This window comes from Balneolaceae bacterium (assembly GCA_034521445.1).
In the GTDB taxonomy this organism is placed as follows: Bacteria; Bacteroidota; Rhodothermia; order Balneolales; family Balneolaceae; genus JAXHMM01.
Genome location: JAXHMM010000006.1, coordinates 130899 through 149847, shown reverse-complemented (window position 1 = coordinate 149847; position 18949 = coordinate 130899). Strand labels below are relative to the sequence as shown.

15 protein-coding genes and 2 pseudogenes are annotated in these 18949 nt (G+C 59.3%); 5 read left to right on the top strand and 12 right to left on the bottom strand.

The genetic code is table 11. The features are described from left to right. Window positions 1-17: 17 nt before the first annotated feature. Window positions 18-1151 (bottom strand): bifunctional chorismate mutase/prephenate dehydrogenase, encoded by a 1134-nt coding sequence (gene tyrA, locus U5K31_07860; GenBank protein ID MDZ7772636.1) that lies wholly within the window; start codon window positions 1149-1151, stop codon window positions 18-20. A gap of 269 nt (window positions 1152-1420) precedes the next feature. Here tyrA and uvrB point away from each other — a divergent pair, with 269 nt between their 5' ends. Next, window positions 1421-3478 (top strand): excinuclease ABC subunit UvrB, encoded by a 2058-nt coding sequence (uvrB, locus tag U5K31_07855; protein ID MDZ7772635.1) that lies wholly within the window; start codon window positions 1421-1423, stop codon window positions 3476-3478. 31 nt (window positions 3479-3509) lie between these two features. After that, the gene (locus U5K31_07850) at window positions 3510-4076 is read left to right on the top strand and encodes a methyltransferase domain-containing protein (GenBank protein MDZ7772634.1); all 567 of its coding nucleotides are present in this window, start codon (window positions 3510-3512) and stop codon (window positions 4074-4076) included. 425 nt (window positions 4077-4501) lie between these two features. Here the strand turns inward: U5K31_07850 and rplS are convergent. The 5 genes and pseudogenes from rplS to ffh all read right to left on the bottom strand — a co-directional run bounded on the left by rplS (window position 4502) and on the right by ffh (window position 8318). Next, a pseudogene (rplS, locus tag U5K31_07845) lies at window positions 4502-4846 on the bottom strand (50S ribosomal protein L19). A gap of 15 nt (window positions 4847-4861) precedes the next feature. Further along, window positions 4862-5557, bottom strand: coding sequence for a tRNA (guanosine(37)-N1)-methyltransferase TrmD (gene trmD, locus U5K31_07840; GenBank protein ID MDZ7772633.1), 696 nt, complete (start codon window positions 5555-5557; stop codon window positions 4862-4864). 7 nt (window positions 5558-5564) lie between these two features. Continuing rightward, entirely contained in the window at window positions 5565-6107 is a 543-nt protein-coding gene (gene rimM / locus U5K31_07835; GenBank protein MDZ7772632.1) for a ribosome maturation factor RimM, read from the bottom strand. Window positions 6108-6686: 579 nt separating this feature from the next. Continuing rightward, a pseudogene (gene rpsP, locus U5K31_07830) lies at window positions 6687-6911 on the bottom strand (30S ribosomal protein S16). A 78-nt stretch (window positions 6912-6989) separates the two neighbouring features. Beyond that, on the bottom strand, window positions 6990-8318 hold the full coding sequence (gene ffh / locus U5K31_07825; protein MDZ7772631.1) for a signal recognition particle protein: 1329 nt from the start codon (window positions 8316-8318) through the stop codon (window positions 6990-6992). A gap of 256 nt (window positions 8319-8574) precedes the next feature. Here ffh and U5K31_07820 point away from each other — a divergent pair, with 256 nt between their 5' ends. The 3 genes from U5K31_07820 to aat all read left to right on the top strand — a co-directional run bounded on the left by U5K31_07820 (window position 8575) and on the right by aat (window position 12619). Continuing rightward, complete coding sequence (locus U5K31_07820; GenBank protein MDZ7772630.1) at window positions 8575-9411, top strand: enoyl-ACP reductase; 837 nt, start codon at window positions 8575-8577, stop codon at window positions 9409-9411. A gap of 73 nt (window positions 9412-9484) precedes the next feature. Continuing rightward, window positions 9485-11989, top strand: coding sequence for a zinc-dependent metalloprotease (locus U5K31_07815; GenBank protein MDZ7772629.1), 2505 nt, complete (start codon window positions 9485-9487; stop codon window positions 11987-11989). 39 nt (window positions 11990-12028) lie between these two features. Further along, the gene (gene aat, locus U5K31_07810) at window positions 12029-12619 is read left to right on the top strand and encodes a leucyl/phenylalanyl-tRNA--protein transferase (protein ID MDZ7772628.1); all 591 of its coding nucleotides are present in this window, start codon (window positions 12029-12031) and stop codon (window positions 12617-12619) included. A gap of 83 nt (window positions 12620-12702) precedes the next feature. Here the strand turns inward: aat and U5K31_07805 are convergent, their stop codons facing one another. From U5K31_07805 to U5K31_07780, 6 genes are all read right to left on the bottom strand, one after another. Next, window positions 12703-13923, bottom strand: a complete 1221-nt coding sequence (locus U5K31_07805) for a hypothetical protein (protein ID MDZ7772627.1) — start codon at window positions 13921-13923, stop codon at window positions 12703-12705. An 11-nt stretch (window positions 13924-13934) separates the two neighbouring features. After that, window positions 13935-14609 carry a hypothetical protein gene (locus U5K31_07800; GenBank protein MDZ7772626.1) on the bottom strand — a complete coding sequence of 225 codons (675 nt, stop codon included), beginning with the start codon at window positions 14607-14609 and terminating at the stop codon, window positions 13935-13937. After that, window positions 14602-15174, bottom strand: a complete 573-nt coding sequence (locus tag U5K31_07795) for an RNA polymerase sigma factor (protein MDZ7772625.1) — start codon at window positions 15172-15174, stop codon at window positions 14602-14604. Before U5K31_07795 ends, U5K31_07800 begins: the two co-directional genes overlap by 8 nt. Window positions 15175-15358: 184 nt before the next feature. Next, complete coding sequence (dxs, locus tag U5K31_07790) at window positions 15359-17284, bottom strand: 1-deoxy-D-xylulose-5-phosphate synthase (GenBank protein ID MDZ7772624.1); 1926 nt, start codon at window positions 17282-17284, stop codon at window positions 15359-15361. 17 nt (window positions 17285-17301) lie between these two features. Next, window positions 17302-17514 carry an exodeoxyribonuclease VII small subunit gene (gene xseB, locus U5K31_07785; GenBank protein ID MDZ7772623.1) on the bottom strand — a complete coding sequence of 71 codons (213 nt, stop codon included), beginning with the start codon at window positions 17512-17514 and terminating at the stop codon, window positions 17302-17304. A gap of 73 nt (window positions 17515-17587) precedes the next feature. Beyond that, window positions 17588-18889, bottom strand: a complete 1302-nt coding sequence (locus U5K31_07780) for an AI-2E family transporter (protein ID MDZ7772622.1) — start codon at window positions 18887-18889, stop codon at window positions 17588-17590. Between the last annotated feature and the right edge of the window lie 60 nt (window positions 18890-18949).

Here is an 18949-nt window from a genome sequence, read left to right as displayed (position 1 = left end):
GGACTTCGACGCGGCCGTCAGGCGAAACGGTCGGCCAGCCGGTTGATCAGGTAGCCGCTCTCCTGCAAGGCCTGGGTGGCGAAGCTTCCGAAGAAGTCGGTCACAGCCTCGAACTCGCGGATGAATCCCTCCTTGTCGTCGGCCTTCACCAGTTCAGCCAGCTTCTGATGGTGTTCGAAAAAACGTAGCAGCAGTTCCCGGCGCTCCTCGTCGGCGAAGACGATGTCGGCGTATAGTTCGGCGCTCTGGGCGAAGATACGGCCGGTCATCATCAGCTCGGCCCGGTAAATGGGCGAGCTGTAATCGAGCATATCTCTCGGATCGAGGTCGTAGGTTTTCATAAAGGAGCCGTGCAGCAGGGCGACGAAGTGACGCAGGCCCTGCACCAGGTGCATGACGTGGTCGTGCTTTTCGGGGTCGGCCTCCACGACACGCATGCCCCAGAGCCGGCACTGCTCGGTGAACCATCCGGCGGCTTCGGGCCGCCGCGCCGCGCAGACCACCATGAGCTGCTTGGACAGGTTCTGTACGCCCGGCCCGTGCATGGGGTGCAGGCCCGCCACGGGACCCTCATGGGCTTCCAACATAGCCTGAATGGGTTCCGTCTTGTTGCTGGTGAAATCTGCCAGCAGGGTTTCTCCCCCGAGCTTCGGGGCCAGCCGCCGTATCACCTCCCCGGTGACGTTGATAGGCACCGACACGATGGCCATGTCAAGGTTGGGAACCATCTCCTCCAGTTCATGCCAGTTGTGCTTGTCGATGCGATGCACCCTGTGACCGGTCTGTTCGGCGATGCGCGCGTAGAGGCTGCCCATACCTCCTTTGGCACCCACGATTAATATTTCGCGGGGCTCTTCGGTGGCGCGCGGGAAGCGGGTGCTGGACTGACTGGCGCGGGAAGAGGACATGATCATCCGCAGGAAATCCTCCGCCCAGTCGGGATCCAGTCCCCTTTTTTCGGCCTCCGCACGGAAAGAGTCGCTCTTCTGCTGCTCCCGTCGGGGGGCGTAGATGGGCAGGCGGTTGTCGATTTTTTTCTCAATGACTTCGCGAATGATTCCGTTGCGTTCGGAAAGCAGGTCGAGGATCTGCCCGTCGATATCGTCGATGCGTTTCCGCTGCGGGTTGAGTGACTCTTCTTTGGGGGTCATGGAAGGAGATTGCGTATACGGTGTGCCGTGCAGAGTGTGTCGACGTGCGCGAACCGGGCGAGTTGGGGTCGCCGGAGCGTCAGCAGGCCGGAGCGCTCCAAATATAAGCCATTTTCAGGCGAATTGAAGGGAGGCTCACCAGGGAAAGGATTTAAAAAATGATTGTCAATTGCCTTTAAAATTGGTGATTTTTGTAGATTGACCGCGACCCCGATTCCGGGAGAACCGCGTCACAGGAACGAGGACTTTGAAACGCAGACGCTCTACGCATGTCGGAATTTAATCTGCAGTCGCCCTGGCCACCGGCGGGGGATCAGCCCCAGGCCATCAGGGAACTTGTGGAAGGAGTGGAGGCGGGCGACCGCTACCAGACCCTGCTGGGTATCACAGGATCGGGCAAGACCCGCACCGTTTCAGGCGTGATCGACGAGGTGCAGCGCCCCACGCTGGTGATGAGCCACAACAAGACCCTGGCGGCCCAGCTATACCGTGAGTTCAGCGATTTTTTTCCTGAGAACCGGGTGGAGTTTTTTATCTCCTACTACGATTACTACCAGCCCGAGGCCTACCTCTCCTCCCAGGATAAGTACATTGAGAAGGACCTCTCCATCAACGATGAAATCCAGCGGCTGCGTCTTCGGGCCACCAGCTCCCTGCTCAGCGGACGCCGCGACGTCATCATCGTCTCCTCGGTGAGCTGCATCTACGGCATCGGCTCTCCCTCGGAGTACGAGAAACTGATCATCACCCTGGAGATCGGGAATACGATCGCGCGCAATACCCTGCTCTACGACCTGGTTGATCTGCACTATACGCGCAACGACCGGGAGTTCAGCCGTGGCACCTTCCGGGTGCGCGGAGATGTGGTGGACCTCTACCCGGCCTACGCCGAGGAGGGGCTCCGCATCTCCTTCTGGGGCGATGAGATCGAAAAGATGGAACTCTTTGACCCCGACAGCGGCAACGTGAGCGAGACGGTGGAGGAGTTCCGTATTTATCCTGCCTCCCACTATGTGACCACCCAGAGCCGGCTGGAGGAGGCGGTGAATCAGATACGCGAGGAACTGAACGAGCGTGTGGGAACCCTGACCGACGAGGGCAGGCTTATGGAGGCCAAGCGCCTGGAGCAGCGCACCCTGTTTGACCTGGAGATGATCCAGGAGATCGGCTACTGCTCGGGCATCGAAAACTACTCGCGCTACCTGAGCAACCGTAAACCGGGTGAACGTCCCTACTGCCTCTTCGACTATTTTCCGGACGATTTCCTGCTTGTGGTAGACGAGAGCCATCAGACCGTCCCGCAGATATCGGCCATGTACGGGGGCGACCGCTCCCGCAAGATGGAGCTTGTGGAACATGGATTTCGTCTGCCTTCGGCCCTGGACAACCGTCCCCTCACCTTCGAGGAGTGGGAAAGCATGGTTAACCAGGCCATTTTTGTGAGCGCCACTCCCAGCGACTATGAGTTGGAGAAGAGCGACGGCGTAGTGGTCGAGCAGATTGTGCGTCCCACGGGACTCATGGAACCCGAAGTAGAGGTGCGTCCCATCGACAATCAGATAGACGACCTTATCGGGGAGATCCGCGAGCGTGTGGAGATGGGTCACCGGGTACTCTGCATCACTCTCACCAAGCGGCTGAGCGAGGAGCTGAGCGAATACCTGAAGAATATTGGCATCTCCGCCGCCTATATGCACAGCGAGCTGAACGCCATGGAGCGGGTGGAGGTGCTCTACAAGTACCGCCGCGGGGACTTCGACGTGCTGGTGGGTATCAACCTGCTTCGAGAGGGCATCGACATCCCTGAGTTGAGCCTTGTGGCCATACTCGACGCCGACAAGGAGGGCTTCCTGCGTTCTGAAACCTCCCTTTTTCAGATCATCGGGCGTGCGGCCCGGAACGTGGAGGGCAAGGCGATCATGTACGCCGACAAGATCACTGACAGCATGCGCACCGTTCTCGATGAGACGGAGCGCCGTCGCCGCATTCAGAAGGATTTCAACGAGGAGCACGGCATTACGCCCAAGACCATCGAGAAGGAGCTGAAACCGCTGGTGGACCCCGCGCTTATATCCAAGAAGGACTTTGACCTGGAGGAAGGCGCTCCCGACATGGAGGGCGAAAGGGAACCCCTGGAGATGGTGAAAGTGGCCGACGAGGGCATCACCTACAAGGCCAACCCGGCCATGAAGGAGGTCACCTTCGAGAGCAAGGAGAAGTTCCTCGAATATCTGAGAGATTCCATGTATAATGCAGCTAAAAATATGGAGTTTGAAGAGGCCGCCCGGATACGTGACCAGATTGAAAAGCTCAAGAATGAGCTGTAGAAATGCCGGCGGCCCATCTGCGAAGTGATCGATGAGCACCTTTTCCTACATTAAAAATTTCCTGAAGGACCGCGACGTGGCCTCGGTCACGCCCACCTCCCGCTTTGCCATCCGCAAAGTCTGCAGCCCTATGCGTTTCGACCACGACCTGACAGTGGTGGAGTACGGAGCCGGAGCCGGTGTTTTCGCCGACTTCCTGCTGCCGAAGATGACCCCGGAATCCCGGCTGGTACTCTTTGAAACCAACAGCGGACTTTTCCAAAAGCTGAAGGAGCGGGAGGATCCCAGGCTGATCCTGCACAACGAAAGCGTGGAAATCGTAGACCGTGTGCTGGATCCCAGCCTCGCAGGCAAGGTGGATTACATCATATCTGGCGTGCCGTTCTCCTTTTTCAGCGACGCGGACACTCTGGACATTCTTCGAAGAAGCCGCGGGCTCCTGCGTCCCGGCGGATGGTTTCTTGCCTACCAGACCTCCGACCATCTCAAGAAACCCCTTGAGGAGATCTTCGGGGATGTGGAGACCGAGTTTGAGATCCTCAATATCCCCCCCATGCTGATTTATCGCAGTCGCGGTCCGGAAACGAAAGGGGCATAAAACAAAACCCCTCTCTCCACGGCAGGGAGAAAGGGGTTTGGAACTGTGTGGCGGTGAGGTCGTGCTTACTTCTGCTCTTTTTCCTCCTCGTCACCGGAGCTGTCATCCTCGCCGGTGTCGGTGCCGGTCTCGGCTGATGCATCGTCTGTTTGATTTGCCTCCGCCTCCGCAGCCTTGGACTCCTCCTCATCAGACTCTTCGACTTCGGGACTTTCCGATTTTTCGGCTTTTTCTTCTGCGGGCGACTCGGCCTGCGGGCTTTCAGCTTGACCGGCTTCCGCTTCCCCGGCAGCGACCGCTTCGGCCTCCTGCTCCTCGGCGGATGCTTCAGCAGCTTCCGCCTCCTGGGCGGCGGCTTCTTCGGCCGCGGCTTCACGAGCCTCGATACGTTCCTGCTCGCGTTCCTCGAGTCGCTGGGTGGCGGCACGGTCTTTTTCCTTGATGCGCGCCGACTTGCCCTGGCGTTCGCGCAAGTAGAAGAGCTTTGCGCGTCGAACATCGCCCCTTTTCTTCACATCGATCTTGGAAATGAAGGGAGAGTTCAGGGGAAAGATACGCTCCACGCCGATGTTGCCGGCCGAGATCTTGCGCACGATAAACGTTTGGTTGGAGCCCGACCCCCGGCGCGAGATTACCAGTCCCTCGAAATGCTGGATACGTTCCTTCTCGCCCTCGCGGACGAGGTAGTGTATGTTGACGGTGTCACCTGGCTCAAATTCGGGGAGATCCTCGTTGACCAGTGACTGTTCGGCTAGTTTTAACTTGTCCATGATGCTGTGTTCGGTCTACTTATCTTTTCGAAATTTTTCGTACAAATCGGGACGCACGGCCTTCGTGCGCTCAAGTGACTGCTCAAAGCGCCACTGTTCCACTTTCTTGTGATCGCCGGACCGCAGTATCTCCGGGACTTCCATCCCCCGGAATTCCGCTGGACGGGTGTATATGGGCCCTTCCAGCAGGTGGTCCTGGAACGAATCACTCAAAGCACTTTCGGCATCGCCGAGGACGCCCGGCAGCAAACGGACCACGGCGTCGGTCATAACGGCCGCGGGGAGTTCGCCCCCGCTGGTCACGTAATCGCCGAGGCTGTACTCGCGGGTTACCAGCGCGTCGCGGACCCGCTGGTCGACCCCCTTGTAGTGTCCGCAGATGAACATCAGATTGCCGCAGAGCGACAGCTCGTTGGCGTGATCCTGACGGAATGGAACCCCGTCAGGTGCCGGAAAGATCACTTCGTCGTAATCCCGGCTGCTCATCAGCTCTTCCACGCAGGAGAAGATGGGCTGTGGTGTCAACACCATGCCCGCTCCGCCCCCGTAGGGGGAATCGTCCACCTTCCGGTGCCGGTCTTCCGACCACTCCCTCAGATCGTGGATGTGGATCTCCACCAGGTCTTTCTCCCTGGCGTTGCCCACGATGCTGTGGGAGAGCGGACTCTCCAGCACCTGCGGTACCGCCGATATGATATCGATTCTCATCATGGTCTTGCTATAAACCGGCCAGCTGATCCAACCTTCGGCAGCGTATTTCCTCCGCCTCGTCGTCCACCGACACGATGTACTCGTCTACAAAGGGTACGAGCAGTTCGCGACCATCCTCCTCCAGGGTAATCCCCAGGATGGGATGTGCCGGGTTCTCCAGCATGGCGGTGACGGTGCCTAATGGCGATCCATCCTCCCCGCATGCCTTCCAGGACCGGTAGTCCCGCGGTTGTTCCACCTCTACGGCAACCGCAAACTTGTTGCGGTGCACATAGAGGGGAGAACCTCTCAGTTCGGTGGCCTCGTTGCGGTCCGAAATGTGCTCAAACTTTACAAAGAACGATAGACGGTCTCCCTTTTGCTGGAGACGCACCCGCTCGATGCGGGCCGGCACCAGCTCGCCGCGAGCATTTTGATAATGCAGCAGCGAGAGACTGTCAAACAGGCCGGGATCTTCGAAACCCGGCTGCACCAGTACTTCACCCTTGACGCCGTGCGCGTTGACGACGTGTCCGATGATCTGGTACTGGTCTTCAACGGGCTCCAGCATCTTCCCGGCCTGTGATTCAGGAAAAAGTTATTCTTCCTGTTTGCTTTCCCAGGCCCGCTGAACGGTCACCCGGTCCTCGTCATCAGATACAAATCCTTCGAGCTCATCGAGCTCCGTATTGCGGATATGATCGATGGCTTCCTTGGCGGTCATGTCGGTGGAGACGGAATCTTCGTCCTCCGACTCCTCGACTTCCGGACTTTCCGACTCTTCGACTTCGGACTTCTCGACTTCCTGACTTTCCGACTCCTCGGACTTTTCGACTTCAGGACTTTCCGACTCCTCGACTTCAGGACTTTCCGACTCCTCGACTTTTTGGCTTTCTGCCTTTTCGGCTTCTTCTTCCGCGGCGAGGGCCTCTTTCTTGGCTTTCTGCTTGGCGGCTTCCTCGGCCTTTTTCTGCAGTTGCTTCTGGTATTCGCGTTCTTCGGCCTCGAGCAGCGCCTGCTGTTTCTCCTTGCGGGTGGGTTCTTCTTCTTTCTTTTCGTCCCGTTTGGTGCGCCATTCGGTAAGGGCCTCCTCGATCTCCTCTTCGGACTTGTCCCAGCGAATAAGGTGCAATTCGTACAGGATGCCCTCATCTTTGAATATGGAGCGGACGGTGTCGCTGGGCCGGGCGCCCTTCTGCATCCAGTATATGGCGCGTTCGCGGTCCAGTTTCAGTTCGTTGCGGGCTTTCAGGTTGTCGAAACGGCCCAGGTCCTCGACGATGCGGCCGTCCCGGGGGGAGCGGCTGTCGGCGACCACGATGTGGTGTATGGGCCGTTTTTTGCGACCTCTACGTTGTAATCGGATTCTAAGCAATGGTGATTCTCCTGTTTGTTTGGAATTTGTTGGTGATTAGTTGGTAGAGGATATGGTCGGAATCTTGCGCATTTTTGGTTACAAGCCTTGCATCATCTGCCTCATGCGGCCCATGGCACCCGCTCCGGAAAACGACTTCATCATCTTCTTCATCTGATTGAACTGCTTCATGAGGTCGTTTATATCACGTACGCGTGTGCCTGAGCCCTGGGCAATGCGGCGCCGTCGGCTCCCGTTGAGGATTTCGGGATTCCGGCGCTCTTCAGGGGTCATCGAATTGATGATCGCCTCTATAGGTTTGAAGGCATCGTCGTCGATCTCGGCGTCTTGCAGGGCGTTTCCGGCCCCGGGGATCATGCCCACGAGATCGGAGAGGTTGCCCATGCCCTTCACCTGCTGCAGCTGCTGTCGGAAGTCCTCCAGGTCGAAGGAGTCCGACTTGATCTTCTTCTGCATTTTGCGGGCTTCCGTCTCGTCGAACTCCTTTTGGGCTTTTTCGACCAGGGAAACCACGTCCCCCATTCCCAGGATGCGTTGTGCCATCCGGTCGGGGTAGAACGGGTGGAGGGCGTCCAGCTTTTCGCCGGTGCTCACAAACTTGATCGGTTTCTGCACAACCGTCTTTATAGAGAGGGCTGCACCGCCGCGGGTATCGCCGTCAAGCTTGGTGAGGATAACGCCGTCGAAATCTATCGCCTCGTTGAACTCCTTGGCCGTATTGACGGCGTCCTGTCCGGTCATGGAGTCGACTACGAAGAGGGTCTCGTGAGGATTGACCGCCTTCTTGATCTGGGCGACTTCGTCCATCATTTTTTCATCCACGTGCATACGGCCCGCCGTGTCGATGATCACGGTGTCGAGGGCCAGGCTCTTGGCCATGGAAACGGTCTCCCTTGCAACGCGAACAGCGTCTTTCTGTTCGATGGAGTAGACCGGTACGTCAATCTGTCCCGCCAGCGTCTTGAGCTGGTCGATGGCCGCGGGACGGTAGACGTCGGCGGCGGCCAGCATGGGATTGCGATTGTTTTCCTGCTTCAGGTATTTGGCCAGCTTGGCGCTGAAGGTGGTCTTACCCGACCCCTGCAGGCCGGCGATGAGGATCACTGTGGGGGGCGTGTGTGCAACGGAAAGGTCCACCCGCTCCTGTCCCAGGATCTGCGTCAGTTCGTCGTAGACGATCTTGGTAAACTGCTGTCCCGGGTTTACGGCGGAGAGGACGTCCTCGCCCATGGCGCGTTCCTTCACCCTGGAGGTGAACTCGCGGGCCACATCGTAGTTGACGTCGGCGTCCAGCAGCGCCCGGCGGATCTCCCGCACGGTTTCGGCGATGTTCACATCGGTGATCTGCGCCTCGCCTTTCAGCGTCTGGACGGCACTGTCTAATTTTGATCTTAGGTCCTCAAACATGTCTGAAGCGTCGCTGTTGGCAACGTGGTTGCGTCGGGTTACCGACGAAGAAATATTGGATCAAAGTCTCGCAAAATAAGGACAAATGGGGCTATTATCAATACATGGAAACAGGTTTAGGCGCCCCTGTCGCCGGGGGCTGTGCGGGAAGGCAGGATCGGCTTCTGTCGCGATCGCCTCACCAAGAAATGCTGCGCGATTTTTTATTATCTTGAAGCGGCTTTCGATGGAACGGAAATTAAATACGGATTGAGCAATGGCGAACCAACAAGGATACGGTTTACTGGAAGGCAAAAAGGGACTTATTTTCGGGGCACTGGACGAGCGCAGCATCGCCTGGCGAATCGCCCTGGCCTGCAAACGTGAGGGGGCCGAATTCGCCCTCTCCAATGCGCCGGTAGCCCTCCGGCTGGGACAGCTGGACGACCTGGCCGAACAGACCGGCTCCTCCATCTATCCCTGCGACGTCTCCAAGGAAGATGAGGTTCAGGAGCTCATGCAGAAGGTAAAAGAGGAGCACGGAAGCATCGACTTCATGCTGCACGCCATCGGAATGTCCCCCAATGTTCGCAAGAACAAGGGCTACGAGGAGCTCAACTATCACTGGTTGCAGCAGACGTTGGACATATCAGCGGTTTCTCTCCACAAGATTCTCCGCTTTGCCGACGAGGCGGAGTTGCTGAACGACCAGGCCAGTGTTGTGGCTCTTAGCTATATCGGCGCCCAGCGCATATTCTCCAAGTACAGCGACATGAACGACGCCAAGGCGCTGTTGGAGAGCATCGCCCGCAACTACGGCAGCCGCCTGGCCGAGCGCGGCATCCGCGTGAACACGGTATCCCAGGCACCGACCAAAACCTCTGCGGGCAGCGGCATCAAGGGCTTCGACGGCATGTATACCTTTGCCGACAAGCTGGCCCCGCTGGGCAACCCCTCCGCTGACGAATGCGCCGACTATTGCGTCACTCTCTTTTCCGATCTCACGCGCATGGTCACCATGCAAAACCTCTACCACGACGGCGGATTTGTGTCGGCCGGCATCAACGAGGAGATGATCAACGATCTGGCAAGGATGTACGGAGAGGAGGAGTAATCTTTGTTCTTAGGTCCAAATGCACGTACTTATAGTACGCCCCCCTGACAATATGAACTCAATTGCGCCTCTCATGGTACGACGTCTTACCGCACTCACCCTCCTGCTCTGCCTCTTCGGTCTTCCTGTCTTCGCTCAGGACACCCCCACCATCGCCGAGAAGACCGAGGGGATGGAAAAGGTGGAGGGCTACTTCTCCTACTACTGGAACGAGGACACCGGCAAGATTTGGCTGGAGATCGCCCGCTTTGATACCGAATTCCTCTACGTGAATTCTCTGACGGCGGGACTGGGATCCAACGACATCGGGCTGGACCGCAACCAGCTGGGCAGCGAGCGTGTGGTTACCTTCCAGCGCCGCGGGCCCAAGGTGATGATGGTACAGCCCAACTACGATTACCGGGCCACCGACACGGACAATCCGCTGGAGCGTCAGGCGGTGGAGGACGCCTTCGCGCGGAGCATTATTTGGGATTTTGACGTGGCTGCCGGGCAGGGCGATACCGTGCTGGTAGACATGACGCCCTTCCTGCTGCGTGACGCCCACAATGTCTCCCCGCGCATCGGGGGACTGAGCGTGGATGCGGGCCGCTCGTACATCTACCCTGAGGGCACGATGAACTTTCCGCAGAATTCCGAGTTTGAAGCCACCCTCACCTATACCGGTCGCGGCGCCTCTGGCGAGGTCTATTCGGTAACGCCATCAGCCGACGCGGTGACCCTGCGGCAGCACCACTCCTTCGTGCAGCTGCCCGACGACGGCTATGAGCCCCGCACCTTCGACCCGCGGGCCGGATATTTCGGCACGAGTTACCAGGATTACACCACGCCCATCGGCACCTCCATCACCAAACGTTACATCACCCGTCATCGGCTCAAGAAGCAGAATCCAGGCTCGTCCATGAGTGCGCCGGTGGAGCCCATCGTCTATTACCTTGATCCCGGCACTCCCGAGCCGGTGCGCAGCGCATTGCTGGAGGGCGCCCGCTGGTGGGACCAGGCTTTTGAGGCCGCCGGGTACCGGAACGCCTTTCGCGTAGAGATGCTTCCCGACAGCGCCCATCCCATGGACGTGCGCTACAATGTGATCAACTGGGTACACCGCTCCACCCGGGGCTGGTCCTACGGTTCCTCGGTTGTGGACCCCCGCACGGGCGAGATCATCAAGGGACACATCACCCTGGGCTCGCTGCGGGTACGCCAGGACTACCTGATTGCTGAGGGATTGCTGGCACCGTATGAGGAAGGCTCGGTCGGCGGCGAGGACCCCATGCTGGAGATGTCCCTTGCCCGCATCCGCCAGCTTTCCGCCCACGAGGTGGGACACACGCTGGGACTGGCCCACAATTTCGCCGCCAGCACCAACAGCCGCGCTTCGGTGATGGACTACCCCGCGCCCCGGGTAACGATTAACGCCGACAGCACGCTGAACCTGGATAACGCCTACGATACGGGCATAGGGGAGTGGGACAAGGCCGCCATTAGCTATGGCTACGCCGATGTTTCGGGTGCTCCCGACGAGGAACGCGCACTCAACCGGATACTGCAGAACGCCTACGCCGACGGGTTGAGGTTCATCTCTGATTCCGACGCGCGTCCTGCCGGCGGAGCCCACCCCCGCGCCCATCTTTGGGACAACGGGGAGAGTGCGGTCCAGCAGATGGACCATATCCTGAACGTGCGCCGCATTGCCCTGAACAACTTTTCTGAAGAGGTCATCAAGCCGGGTATGCCCATGGCGACCCTTGAAGACGCCCTGGTACCCATCTACCTTTTCCACCGCTACCAGCTGGACGCCACGGCCAAGCTGATCGGGGGAGTTGACTATTCCTACAACCTGCGCGGCGACGGCCGGCCCGGTCCCAAAGCTGTGGACCCTGAAATTCAGCGTGCCGCCCTGCAGCGCATGCTCAAGACGCTGGATCCAGCGACCCTTCATCTTCCGGACCGCATCGTGGAGATCATACCCCCCCGTCCCATCGGCTACAGCGGATCGCGTGAGCTTTTCAACAGCCACACCGACCCGGCCTTCGATCCCCTGGGAGCCGCCGAAACGGCTGCCCATATGACCGCCGGGGTGCTCTTGAATGCCGAGCGGGCCGCGCGCCTGGTGGACTTCGGCGCCCGAGACTCGGCCAACCTGGACCTGGGCGAATACCTGGATACCATCGTTAACCACACATGGAAAGCTCAGATGCAGCCCGGCTACCTTGGTTCCATCCAGAACACGGTGAACTACGTGGTACTCTACCACATGATGAACCTGGCGGCTGACGAGGATGCCTCTTCGCAGGTACGCGCCATCACCAACCTGAAGCTGGAATCGCTGCGCGAGTGGATGCAGAGCGAGGCCGAGAACGTCCAGGCCACCGAAGAGCGCATCGCCTCCCTGCTCTACGGCTACCGCATGTTGCAGCAGTTCCGAGACGAGGGCGAGATGTTCATGCCCACAACGCCCCTGTCTCCCCCGCCGGGTTCGCCCATAGGGAGCGGGCAGAACAGCAGCGAGGGAGCCGCGGCCGTAGACGCCTGGGACCGTGACGCCGCCTTCTTGGACTGCAGTTTTGGTGCCTGGTAGAGGGAACAAGGAAAGTTGCCGGAAACCGGCTTCCGCTTTATGCTGTCACCCGAAGAGCTGCTTACCGGCTACGCCAATGGGATCTTCCCCATGGCGGACGCCCGCGACGATCCCGAGGCCAAGTGGTATTCGGCTCGACGACGCGGCATCATACCACTGGACAAATTCCGGGTCTCCTCCAACGTGCGGCGTATTATCCGCAACGACCACTACAGGGTGCGCTACGACTACGCCTTCCGCGACGTGATGGAGGGCTGCGCCGATCGCGAAAGCACCTGGATATCCGGCGAGATCATCGATTCCTACTGCCGTCTCCACGAGATGGGCTACGCACACTCGGTGAGCGTCTGGGACGGGGCCATGCTGGTCGGAGGGCAGTACGGGGTCTCCCTGGGCGCCGCCTTCTTCGGGGAGTCCATGTTCGAGTGCGCCAAGGAGGCCTCGAAGGTGGCACTCTGGTACAACCACCGGGCTCTGGAGGCGGGCGGCTTCGAACTTTGGGACACCCAGTTCTGGAACGAACACCTTGCTCAGTTTGGCTGCGTGGAGATTTCGGCAGAGGCGTACCGGCGCCGCCTGCACCGGGCCGTCAACCATGAGGCCCTCTACCGGGACCCGCGCGCTAAGTAGGTCTGCGGAAAAAAGAAATGGCGCGACCCGGCAGGTGGTAGATCAGCCGGACCGCGCCATCCTCTTGCTTCCTGGGAAAGGAATCAGTACTCCCGCAGGCTAACCTGGTTGATGGCCTGTTCCCGGCTAAGGTTGCCCTGGTCCATGCGCTCCAGCACGGACTTGGCCACCTGCACGTCGATGCGGTCGGGAATTTCGTCGATGGACGAATTCAGGGTGATCGACAGCAGGACATGCTGGTCGCTCTCCACCGAGCTGAGGGTGCGCCCGTAATCCACCAGGTACTCCCTGATTTCGGTCTTGAAGGTCTCCAGAGCGGCCAACGTGTTCTTCCTTTGCTCTTCCCGCTTCTGCTCCACCTCCTGCTGCTGCTCGGCCAGGGTCTTCTTCATCTCTTCGATGGCGACGATCCGGGAGTTATTGCTGTCGGAGCCCACGCGGAGTCGCGGGGCGGAGGGCGCACGTAAGACCCCGCTGCTCCCGTAACCGGTATCGAAGAAAAAGAGCGCCCCGAAGTTGTCCAGCAGCAGGTAATCGACCGAACCCCGGACTTCAAATCCCTCATTATTGTCCTCAAAAGCTGTCTCGAAGATGTTGGCCATCACACGCATGTCCTTGCTGCCGGCGTCGTTCGGCTCGGTTTCGGAGATCGAAACCCGATTTTGAAACTGCTGGTCGTTCAGGCTGCCCCTTCGGTGGTCAGCGAGGTCGGACATGCGGGCTGAGACGGAAATGACCGGTAACCGGTCGCCGGAGTTACCGGAGGAGATGCGGCTGCCGGAGGACGTGGTGAACAGGTTGAATCCTGACCAGGTTGACCCTGGCGCGCCGCCGTAAATGACCATGACGTGTTCGTCGCTCTCCAGCTGCCCAATGGTGGAGCCGTAGTTTTTAAGAAATTCCATTATACGCTCGGTAATACTCTCACGCGTCACCGCCTCCGGATCACCCGAGTCGTTTTCGCCGTACTGGAACACCATACTCCCCTCGGTCTCGTCTTCTGAATTGATGACCAGGTATTGGGTGGAGGAACGGTCGATCTGGAAAATGAGCCCGTAGTCCGGCAGGTAGGTGCCCCGCACGCCGCTGTTGCGGGAGGTGTAGGCAGCCACCACACGGGCCTGCTCGCTGTTGCTCGTGCTTTTCATCCGGAACATCTCGGAGAGGATACTCTCCATGATGTTGATGTCGCGGTTCAGGCGGTTGCCGTCCACGTCTTGCTGCGCGTGGGCCTGCATGGGCAGGATCATAAGGCTCATCAGGAAAGCCAGTAGTATGGGAATCAGGTTGCTAAGGTATTTCATGGTTCGTTTCCTCATTGGTTGGGTTCTTGAAAGTTTGCGGTTTGCAACAGGTTCCCCAGGAATCGGTTGGTCTGTAAAAAGCGGTCGGTGGTGGTCTCCTGCAGCTGGCTGAGCGTGTAGTCGATCTGCTGGAGGTCATTCATGCGCTGGCGCTGGAAGTAGCGCACGACCTGCTGGAGCTGCTCGCGATTCTGCTCGTTCATCGAGGAGGCAAACTGCTCCATCATGGCGGCGTTTTCCCGGCGGATCTCCTGCACCAGAGACTGTGCCTCGCCGGGACTGAGGCCCTCGTTGACCACAGGCGTGGTGCCCAGGGTCAGGGAGAGTCCCCGATCGCCGCTGTAGCTGATGTGCATTTTGGCCACGGAGCCTACAAAAAGCAGCAGGATGAGTCCGGCGGCGACGGCCATGCTGGCCCGGCCGAAGGCTGTGCGGGGCAGCAGGTTGCGCGCCTCGCTGAGCCACTCGCCCAGACTGCGGTCGTTCCCCTCCACCATGACCATGCGACGGTCGCTTTCGGCCTCGGGCATACGCTGTAGCAGGGCGCGGGTCTCCCCGAGTTGCTCCAGCTCCTCACGCATGGCGGGATGCTTTTCCAGGTAGGCTTCCAGCCTATGTTTGTCTTTGGGAGCTATCTCCTCGTAGAGATAGTCCATCAGCAGGTGTCGTGCTTCTTCCTTATTCATGGTACAGTGCCTCGGTTTCAATATTCCATTCGTCAAAAATGTCTCTTAGCTTGCCCAGACCGTAATACATACGGGACTTGACGGTGTTCTCAGGTTCGTTCAGTATGTCCGCGATCTCGCGAAATTTCAGTCCCTCGTACTCCTTCATGATCACCACCACCCGCTGCTCGTCGGGCAGGCGGCTTAGGGCCTGCTGCAGCAGGGCCTCCAGCTGCTTCTGCTGGATGCCCCGCTCGGGATTGGCCGCCAGTCCCTCGGCAATGGGATCGGGACCCAGCGCCCTCATGGACGCCGAACGGCGACGGCCGGCCCGCTTCACTTCGTCCAGGCAGAGGTTGTTGGCAATGCGGTAGATCCAGGCGGCGAATTTTTCCGCGTCGTCCAGCGTATTCAGTTTGCGGTAGGCGCGGATAAAGGTCTTTTGCGTGATCTCACGGGCCTCGTCATGGCTGGCGAAGTATCGGTAGGCGAAACGGTGGATGCGGTCCTGCCACCTATCCACCAGGCGATTAAAGGCCCGGGTGTCTCCGCCCCTGAATTGTTCTACCAGTTTTGCGTCGTTCATGTGCTATACCCTGAGTGTCACAAACGGCTGCAGGATGATCCCGTGTATTCAGCGGAGGTCCGCTGGCCGGTGACCATTCCTGGGGTGCCGTTCCCAGGATCGCTGCCGTTCAAAGGAAGGACGAGAGGGAAGGGAAAAAAGTTTTATATGGCGAGGCGCACAGCGTTCCGGCGGCTGGGGCGTGCTACTTCACCGCCGTCGTTTCCAGGCACCGGCGCACCTGGGCAGCAATGCTTTCGGGGTCCAGGCCCACCTCCTCATGCAGCTCGCGCTGGGTGCCGTGCTCCACGATGCGGTCGGGCACGCCCATGATGGTGACAGGGACGCGGCCGGGCTGCTGCACCAGGTATTCGGCCACAGCGCTGCCGAAGCCGCCCATACGCGTGCCGTCCTCTATAGTAATGACGGCGCGGTAATCGCGGCAGACGCGGTCGATGAGATCGGTGTCGAGGGGCTTGGCGAAGCGCATGTCGAAATGGCCCACTTCGATGCCCTCTTCGGAAAGGGCGTCGGCGGCCTCGATCACGTAATTGCCAAAGGGCCCGAAGCTCAGGACGGCTACTTCGTCGCCCTCGCGCAGGCATCGGCCCTTGCCGAGCTCCACGCTGTGAAATTCCTTGCGTGTCTCCATGCCCGTGGCCCTGCCGCGCGGGTAGCGGATGGCCCAGGCCTGTTCCTCGTATCGGGAGGCGGTATACATCATGTCGCGCAGCTCCTGTTCGTTAAGGGGCGAGGAGACGACCATGTTGGGTACGTTTCGCAGGTAGGAGATGTCGTAAAGCCCGTGGTGGGTGGGTCCGTCGGCTCCTACAAGCCCGGCGCGGTCGATGCAGAACACGACGGGCAGCTTCTGGATAGCTACATCGTGGATGACCTGGTCGTAGGCCCGCTGAAGGAAGGTGGAGTAGATGGCGGCGAAGGCTTTCTTGCCTTCGGCGGCCAGGCCGGCGGCGAAGGTGATGGAGTGCTGCTCGGCAATGCCCACGTCGAAGGCGCGTTCGGGGAAAGCCTTCATCAGCGGCCAGAGGCTGGAGCCGCTGGGCATGGCGGGTGTGATGCCCACGATGCGCTCGTCCTTCTCGGCCAGCTCCACGATGGCTTCGCCAAAGACGTGCTGGTATTTGGGAATGTCGGGGCCGGACTTGTCGGGGACGAGGGACTTGCCCGTGATCTTGTCGAAGGGGCTGCTCTGCGCGTGCCATTTGGTCTGCTCCCGTTCGGCGGGGGCGAAGCCCTTGCCCTTGATGGTAACGGCGTGCAGGAGTTTGGGGCCCGGTACGTCCCTGAGGTCTTCCAGGTGGCGGCGAAGAGTGTCCACGTTGTGCCCGTCCACAGGACCGTAGTACTTGAAGCCCAAGGCCTGGAAGAGTCCCCCGGGCGTAATGGCGGCGGTTACGGCTTTTTCCAGACGAGAGGCGATCTTGCGCATCTTTTCGCCGGCCGACTTGAAATGGCCCAGCATGTCATAGATCTCGTCGCGCAGCTTGTTGAAGGTCTTGCTGGTGGTGATCTCGGCCAGGTACTCGTTCAGGGCGCCCACGTTGGGGTCGATGGACATCCGGTTGTCGTTGAGGATGACCAGGATGTCGGAATTCATGGCCCCGGCGTTGTTCATTGCCTCGAAGGCCAGGCCGGCCGACATGGCGCCGTCGCCGATGATGGCTACTACCTTCTTGTCGGACTGGTCGAGGTCGCGTGCCACGGCCATGCCCAGTGCGGCAGATATGGAGGTGCTGGAGTGGCCCACACCGAAGGTGTCGTATTCGCTCTCCGAGCGTTTGGGAAATCCGGAGAGTCCCCCGTGCTTGCGGTTGGTGTGAAATCGGTCGCGGCGTCCCGTAAGAATCTTGTGGCCGTAGGCCTGGTGGCCGACGTCCCATACCAGCAGGTCCCTGGGGGTGTCGAAAACGTAGTGCAGGGCTACGGTCAGCTCGACCACGCCCAGGCTGGCACCGAAATGTCCCCCGTGAATGGATACCATTTCGATGATGTAGTCTCGCAGCTCGTCGCAGACCTCAACCAGCCGCTCCTTGTCAATCTTCCGAAGATCGTCCGGCGTGGCGATGGACTCCAGTAGAGGTCCCGGAGTCACGTTTTCCAGTTCTTCCATGTCCTTGAGGCGGGTTTCTAGTCGTTCGGCTCGCGTTGCTGCTCGTTCACCTTCTCTATACGCAGTTCGGCCTCTTCCAGTTTCTCGGTGCAGATCCTGGAGAGCCTGATACCTTCTTCGTAGAGCGCAATGGAGTCTTCCAGGGAGATTTCATCAGACTCCAGCTCGTTCACGATCTCTTCCAACCTTGATAAAGCATCTTCAAAGTTCAGGCGTTCCGAATCGCTCATCATTTTATGATTTGGGTGAATATACGTGGATTAAATAAGAGTATTTGGCCACAAAAGAAAATGACAGGCCGGCTTACCGGCTTTTCATCTGCTCCTTCTTTTTCCGCTTCTGTTTCTGGGTCTCCCGGTCAAACTGTTTGATGAAGGAGTTCAGTTCGGTGCCGCTGAGGAAAGATATCTTGCGCGTCTCCTTGTACTGCTCGTAGAAGACCGAGATGAGGGCCACGGTGGGCACGGCGATGAGCAGTCCCAGGACGCCGAACATGAAGCCGAAGAGCAGCAGGGAGACCATCACCAGCAGGGGGTGCAGTCCCACGTGACTGCCCACTACTCGGGGCACGAGAAAGCCCGACTCCAGCACTTGTTCCACCGCGAAAACGATGTAGATGCCCGGAAGAAACTGGAACCAGGGGTCGCCCATGGTGGCGCCTACCAGGGTGCAGACGGAGATGCTGAACCAGAGCCCGAAAGTGGGGATGAAGTTGGTCAATCCAGCGAAGATGCCCAGCACCAGGGCGTAGGGAACGCCAAAGAGCCAGAATCCCACGCTCAGGTTTACCGCGCTGATTAGCACTACGATGAACTGGCCGCGCAAGTAGGAGCCCACGATGCGGCTGATCTGAGTGGTGTAGTCGGAGGAGACTTCCTTGGGCGTGATCAGGGATCGCACGAAGATGCCGATCTTCTCGTAATCGCGGATCATGAAATAGCAGAGAAAGGGCATGAGGATCAGGAAGAACAGAATCAGCACCACGCTCCCGATGCTGTTCACGTAACTGGCGGACAGGCTGGTGATGCCCGTATAAAAGGAGTCCACCAGCGAATTGATCTGTGTGGAAAGCTGTCCCTTGATCACTTCCGGTTCGAAACCCATGGACTCCAGGAAGGGAAGCACGCCCGTGCTCTCAATCCATGGTCCGGTGTTGCTGGCAGCCTCGTTGAAGACCGTGCCGATGCGTCCCAGCTGCTCCACCACGGCGGGCACTGTCAGGAAGGCCGCAAGCCCCAGCAGGCCCAGGCTCACGAAGGTGAACAGGCCTGCAATGACCCCGCGGGGAATTCTGCGCCGCTCCAGCGCCTCCACCCAGGGATTAATGATGAAGGCAATAATGTAGGCAAGTACGAAAGGGATGAGAAGGTGTCCCGAGTCGTAGATCAGCCAGACGCCCGCCGCAATGAAGGTGGCGTATAGCAGCGCGCGTGCCACGGGCTGTTGGCGAATGGGATAGAGTACGATGCCGATGAGCAGTCCGTAGCCCAGGGGGTTGATCAGGTGCTCCAGCAGGTACATCAGGAAGAGCAATCCCGCCACCCCGGCGGCCATCAGAATGAGCTGGCCACGCTCGTTGAGCCACGTCTGCGGTCGTTTGTCCATGGTGTGCCCGTTGATTTTGCGCTACATAAGTTAAGCGATCGGGACCTTCCCTCCAAGGGC

What these genes read in the sequence shown, in the direction of transcription:
- aat (MDZ7772628.1), top strand. Translation starts at nt 12,029, where the DNA reads ATGCTGTCACCCGAAGAGCTGCTTACCGGCTACGCCAATGGGATCTTC.
- uvrB (MDZ7772635.1), top strand. Translation starts at nt 1,421, where the DNA reads ATGTCGGAATTTAATCTGCAGTCGCCCTGGCCACCGGCGGGGGATCAG.
- U5K31_07805 (MDZ7772627.1), bottom strand. Translation starts at nt 13,923, where the DNA reads ATGAAATACCTTAGCAACCTGATTCCCATACTACTGGCTTTCCTGATG.
- U5K31_07800 (MDZ7772626.1), bottom strand. Translation starts at nt 14,609, where the DNA reads ATGAATAAGGAAGAAGCACGACACCTGCTGATGGACTATCTCTACGAG.
- dxs (MDZ7772624.1), bottom strand. Translation starts at nt 17,284, where the DNA reads ATGGAAGAACTGGAAAACGTGACTCCGGGACCTCTACTGGAGTCCATC.
- U5K31_07815 (MDZ7772629.1), top strand. Translation starts at nt 9,485, where the DNA reads ATGGTACGACGTCTTACCGCACTCACCCTCCTGCTCTGCCTCTTCGGT.
- tyrA (MDZ7772636.1), bottom strand. Translation starts at nt 1,151, where the DNA reads ATGACCCCCAAAGAAGAGTCACTCAACCCGCAGCGGAAACGCATCGAC.
- ffh (MDZ7772631.1), bottom strand. Translation starts at nt 8,318, where the DNA reads ATGTTTGAGGACCTAAGATCAAAATTAGACAGTGCCGTCCAGACGCTG.
- U5K31_07820 (MDZ7772630.1), top strand. Translation starts at nt 8,575, where the DNA reads ATGGCGAACCAACAAGGATACGGTTTACTGGAAGGCAAAAAGGGACTT.
- trmD (MDZ7772633.1), bottom strand. Translation starts at nt 5,557, where the DNA reads ATGATGAGAATCGATATCATATCGGCGGTACCGCAGGTGCTGGAGAGT.
- U5K31_07780 (MDZ7772622.1), bottom strand. Translation starts at nt 18,889, where the DNA reads ATGGACAAACGACCGCAGACGTGGCTCAACGAGCGTGGCCAGCTCATT.
- xseB (MDZ7772623.1), bottom strand. Translation starts at nt 17,514, where the DNA reads ATGAGCGATTCGGAACGCCTGAACTTTGAAGATGCTTTATCAAGGTTG.
- U5K31_07795 (MDZ7772625.1), bottom strand. Translation starts at nt 15,174, where the DNA reads ATGAACGACGCAAAACTGGTAGAACAATTCAGGGGCGGAGACACCCGG.
- U5K31_07850 (MDZ7772634.1), top strand. Translation starts at nt 3,510, where the DNA reads ATGAGCACCTTTTCCTACATTAAAAATTTCCTGAAGGACCGCGACGTG.
- rimM (MDZ7772632.1), bottom strand. Translation starts at nt 6,107, where the DNA reads ATGCTGGAGCCCGTTGAAGACCAGTACCAGATCATCGGACACGTCGTC.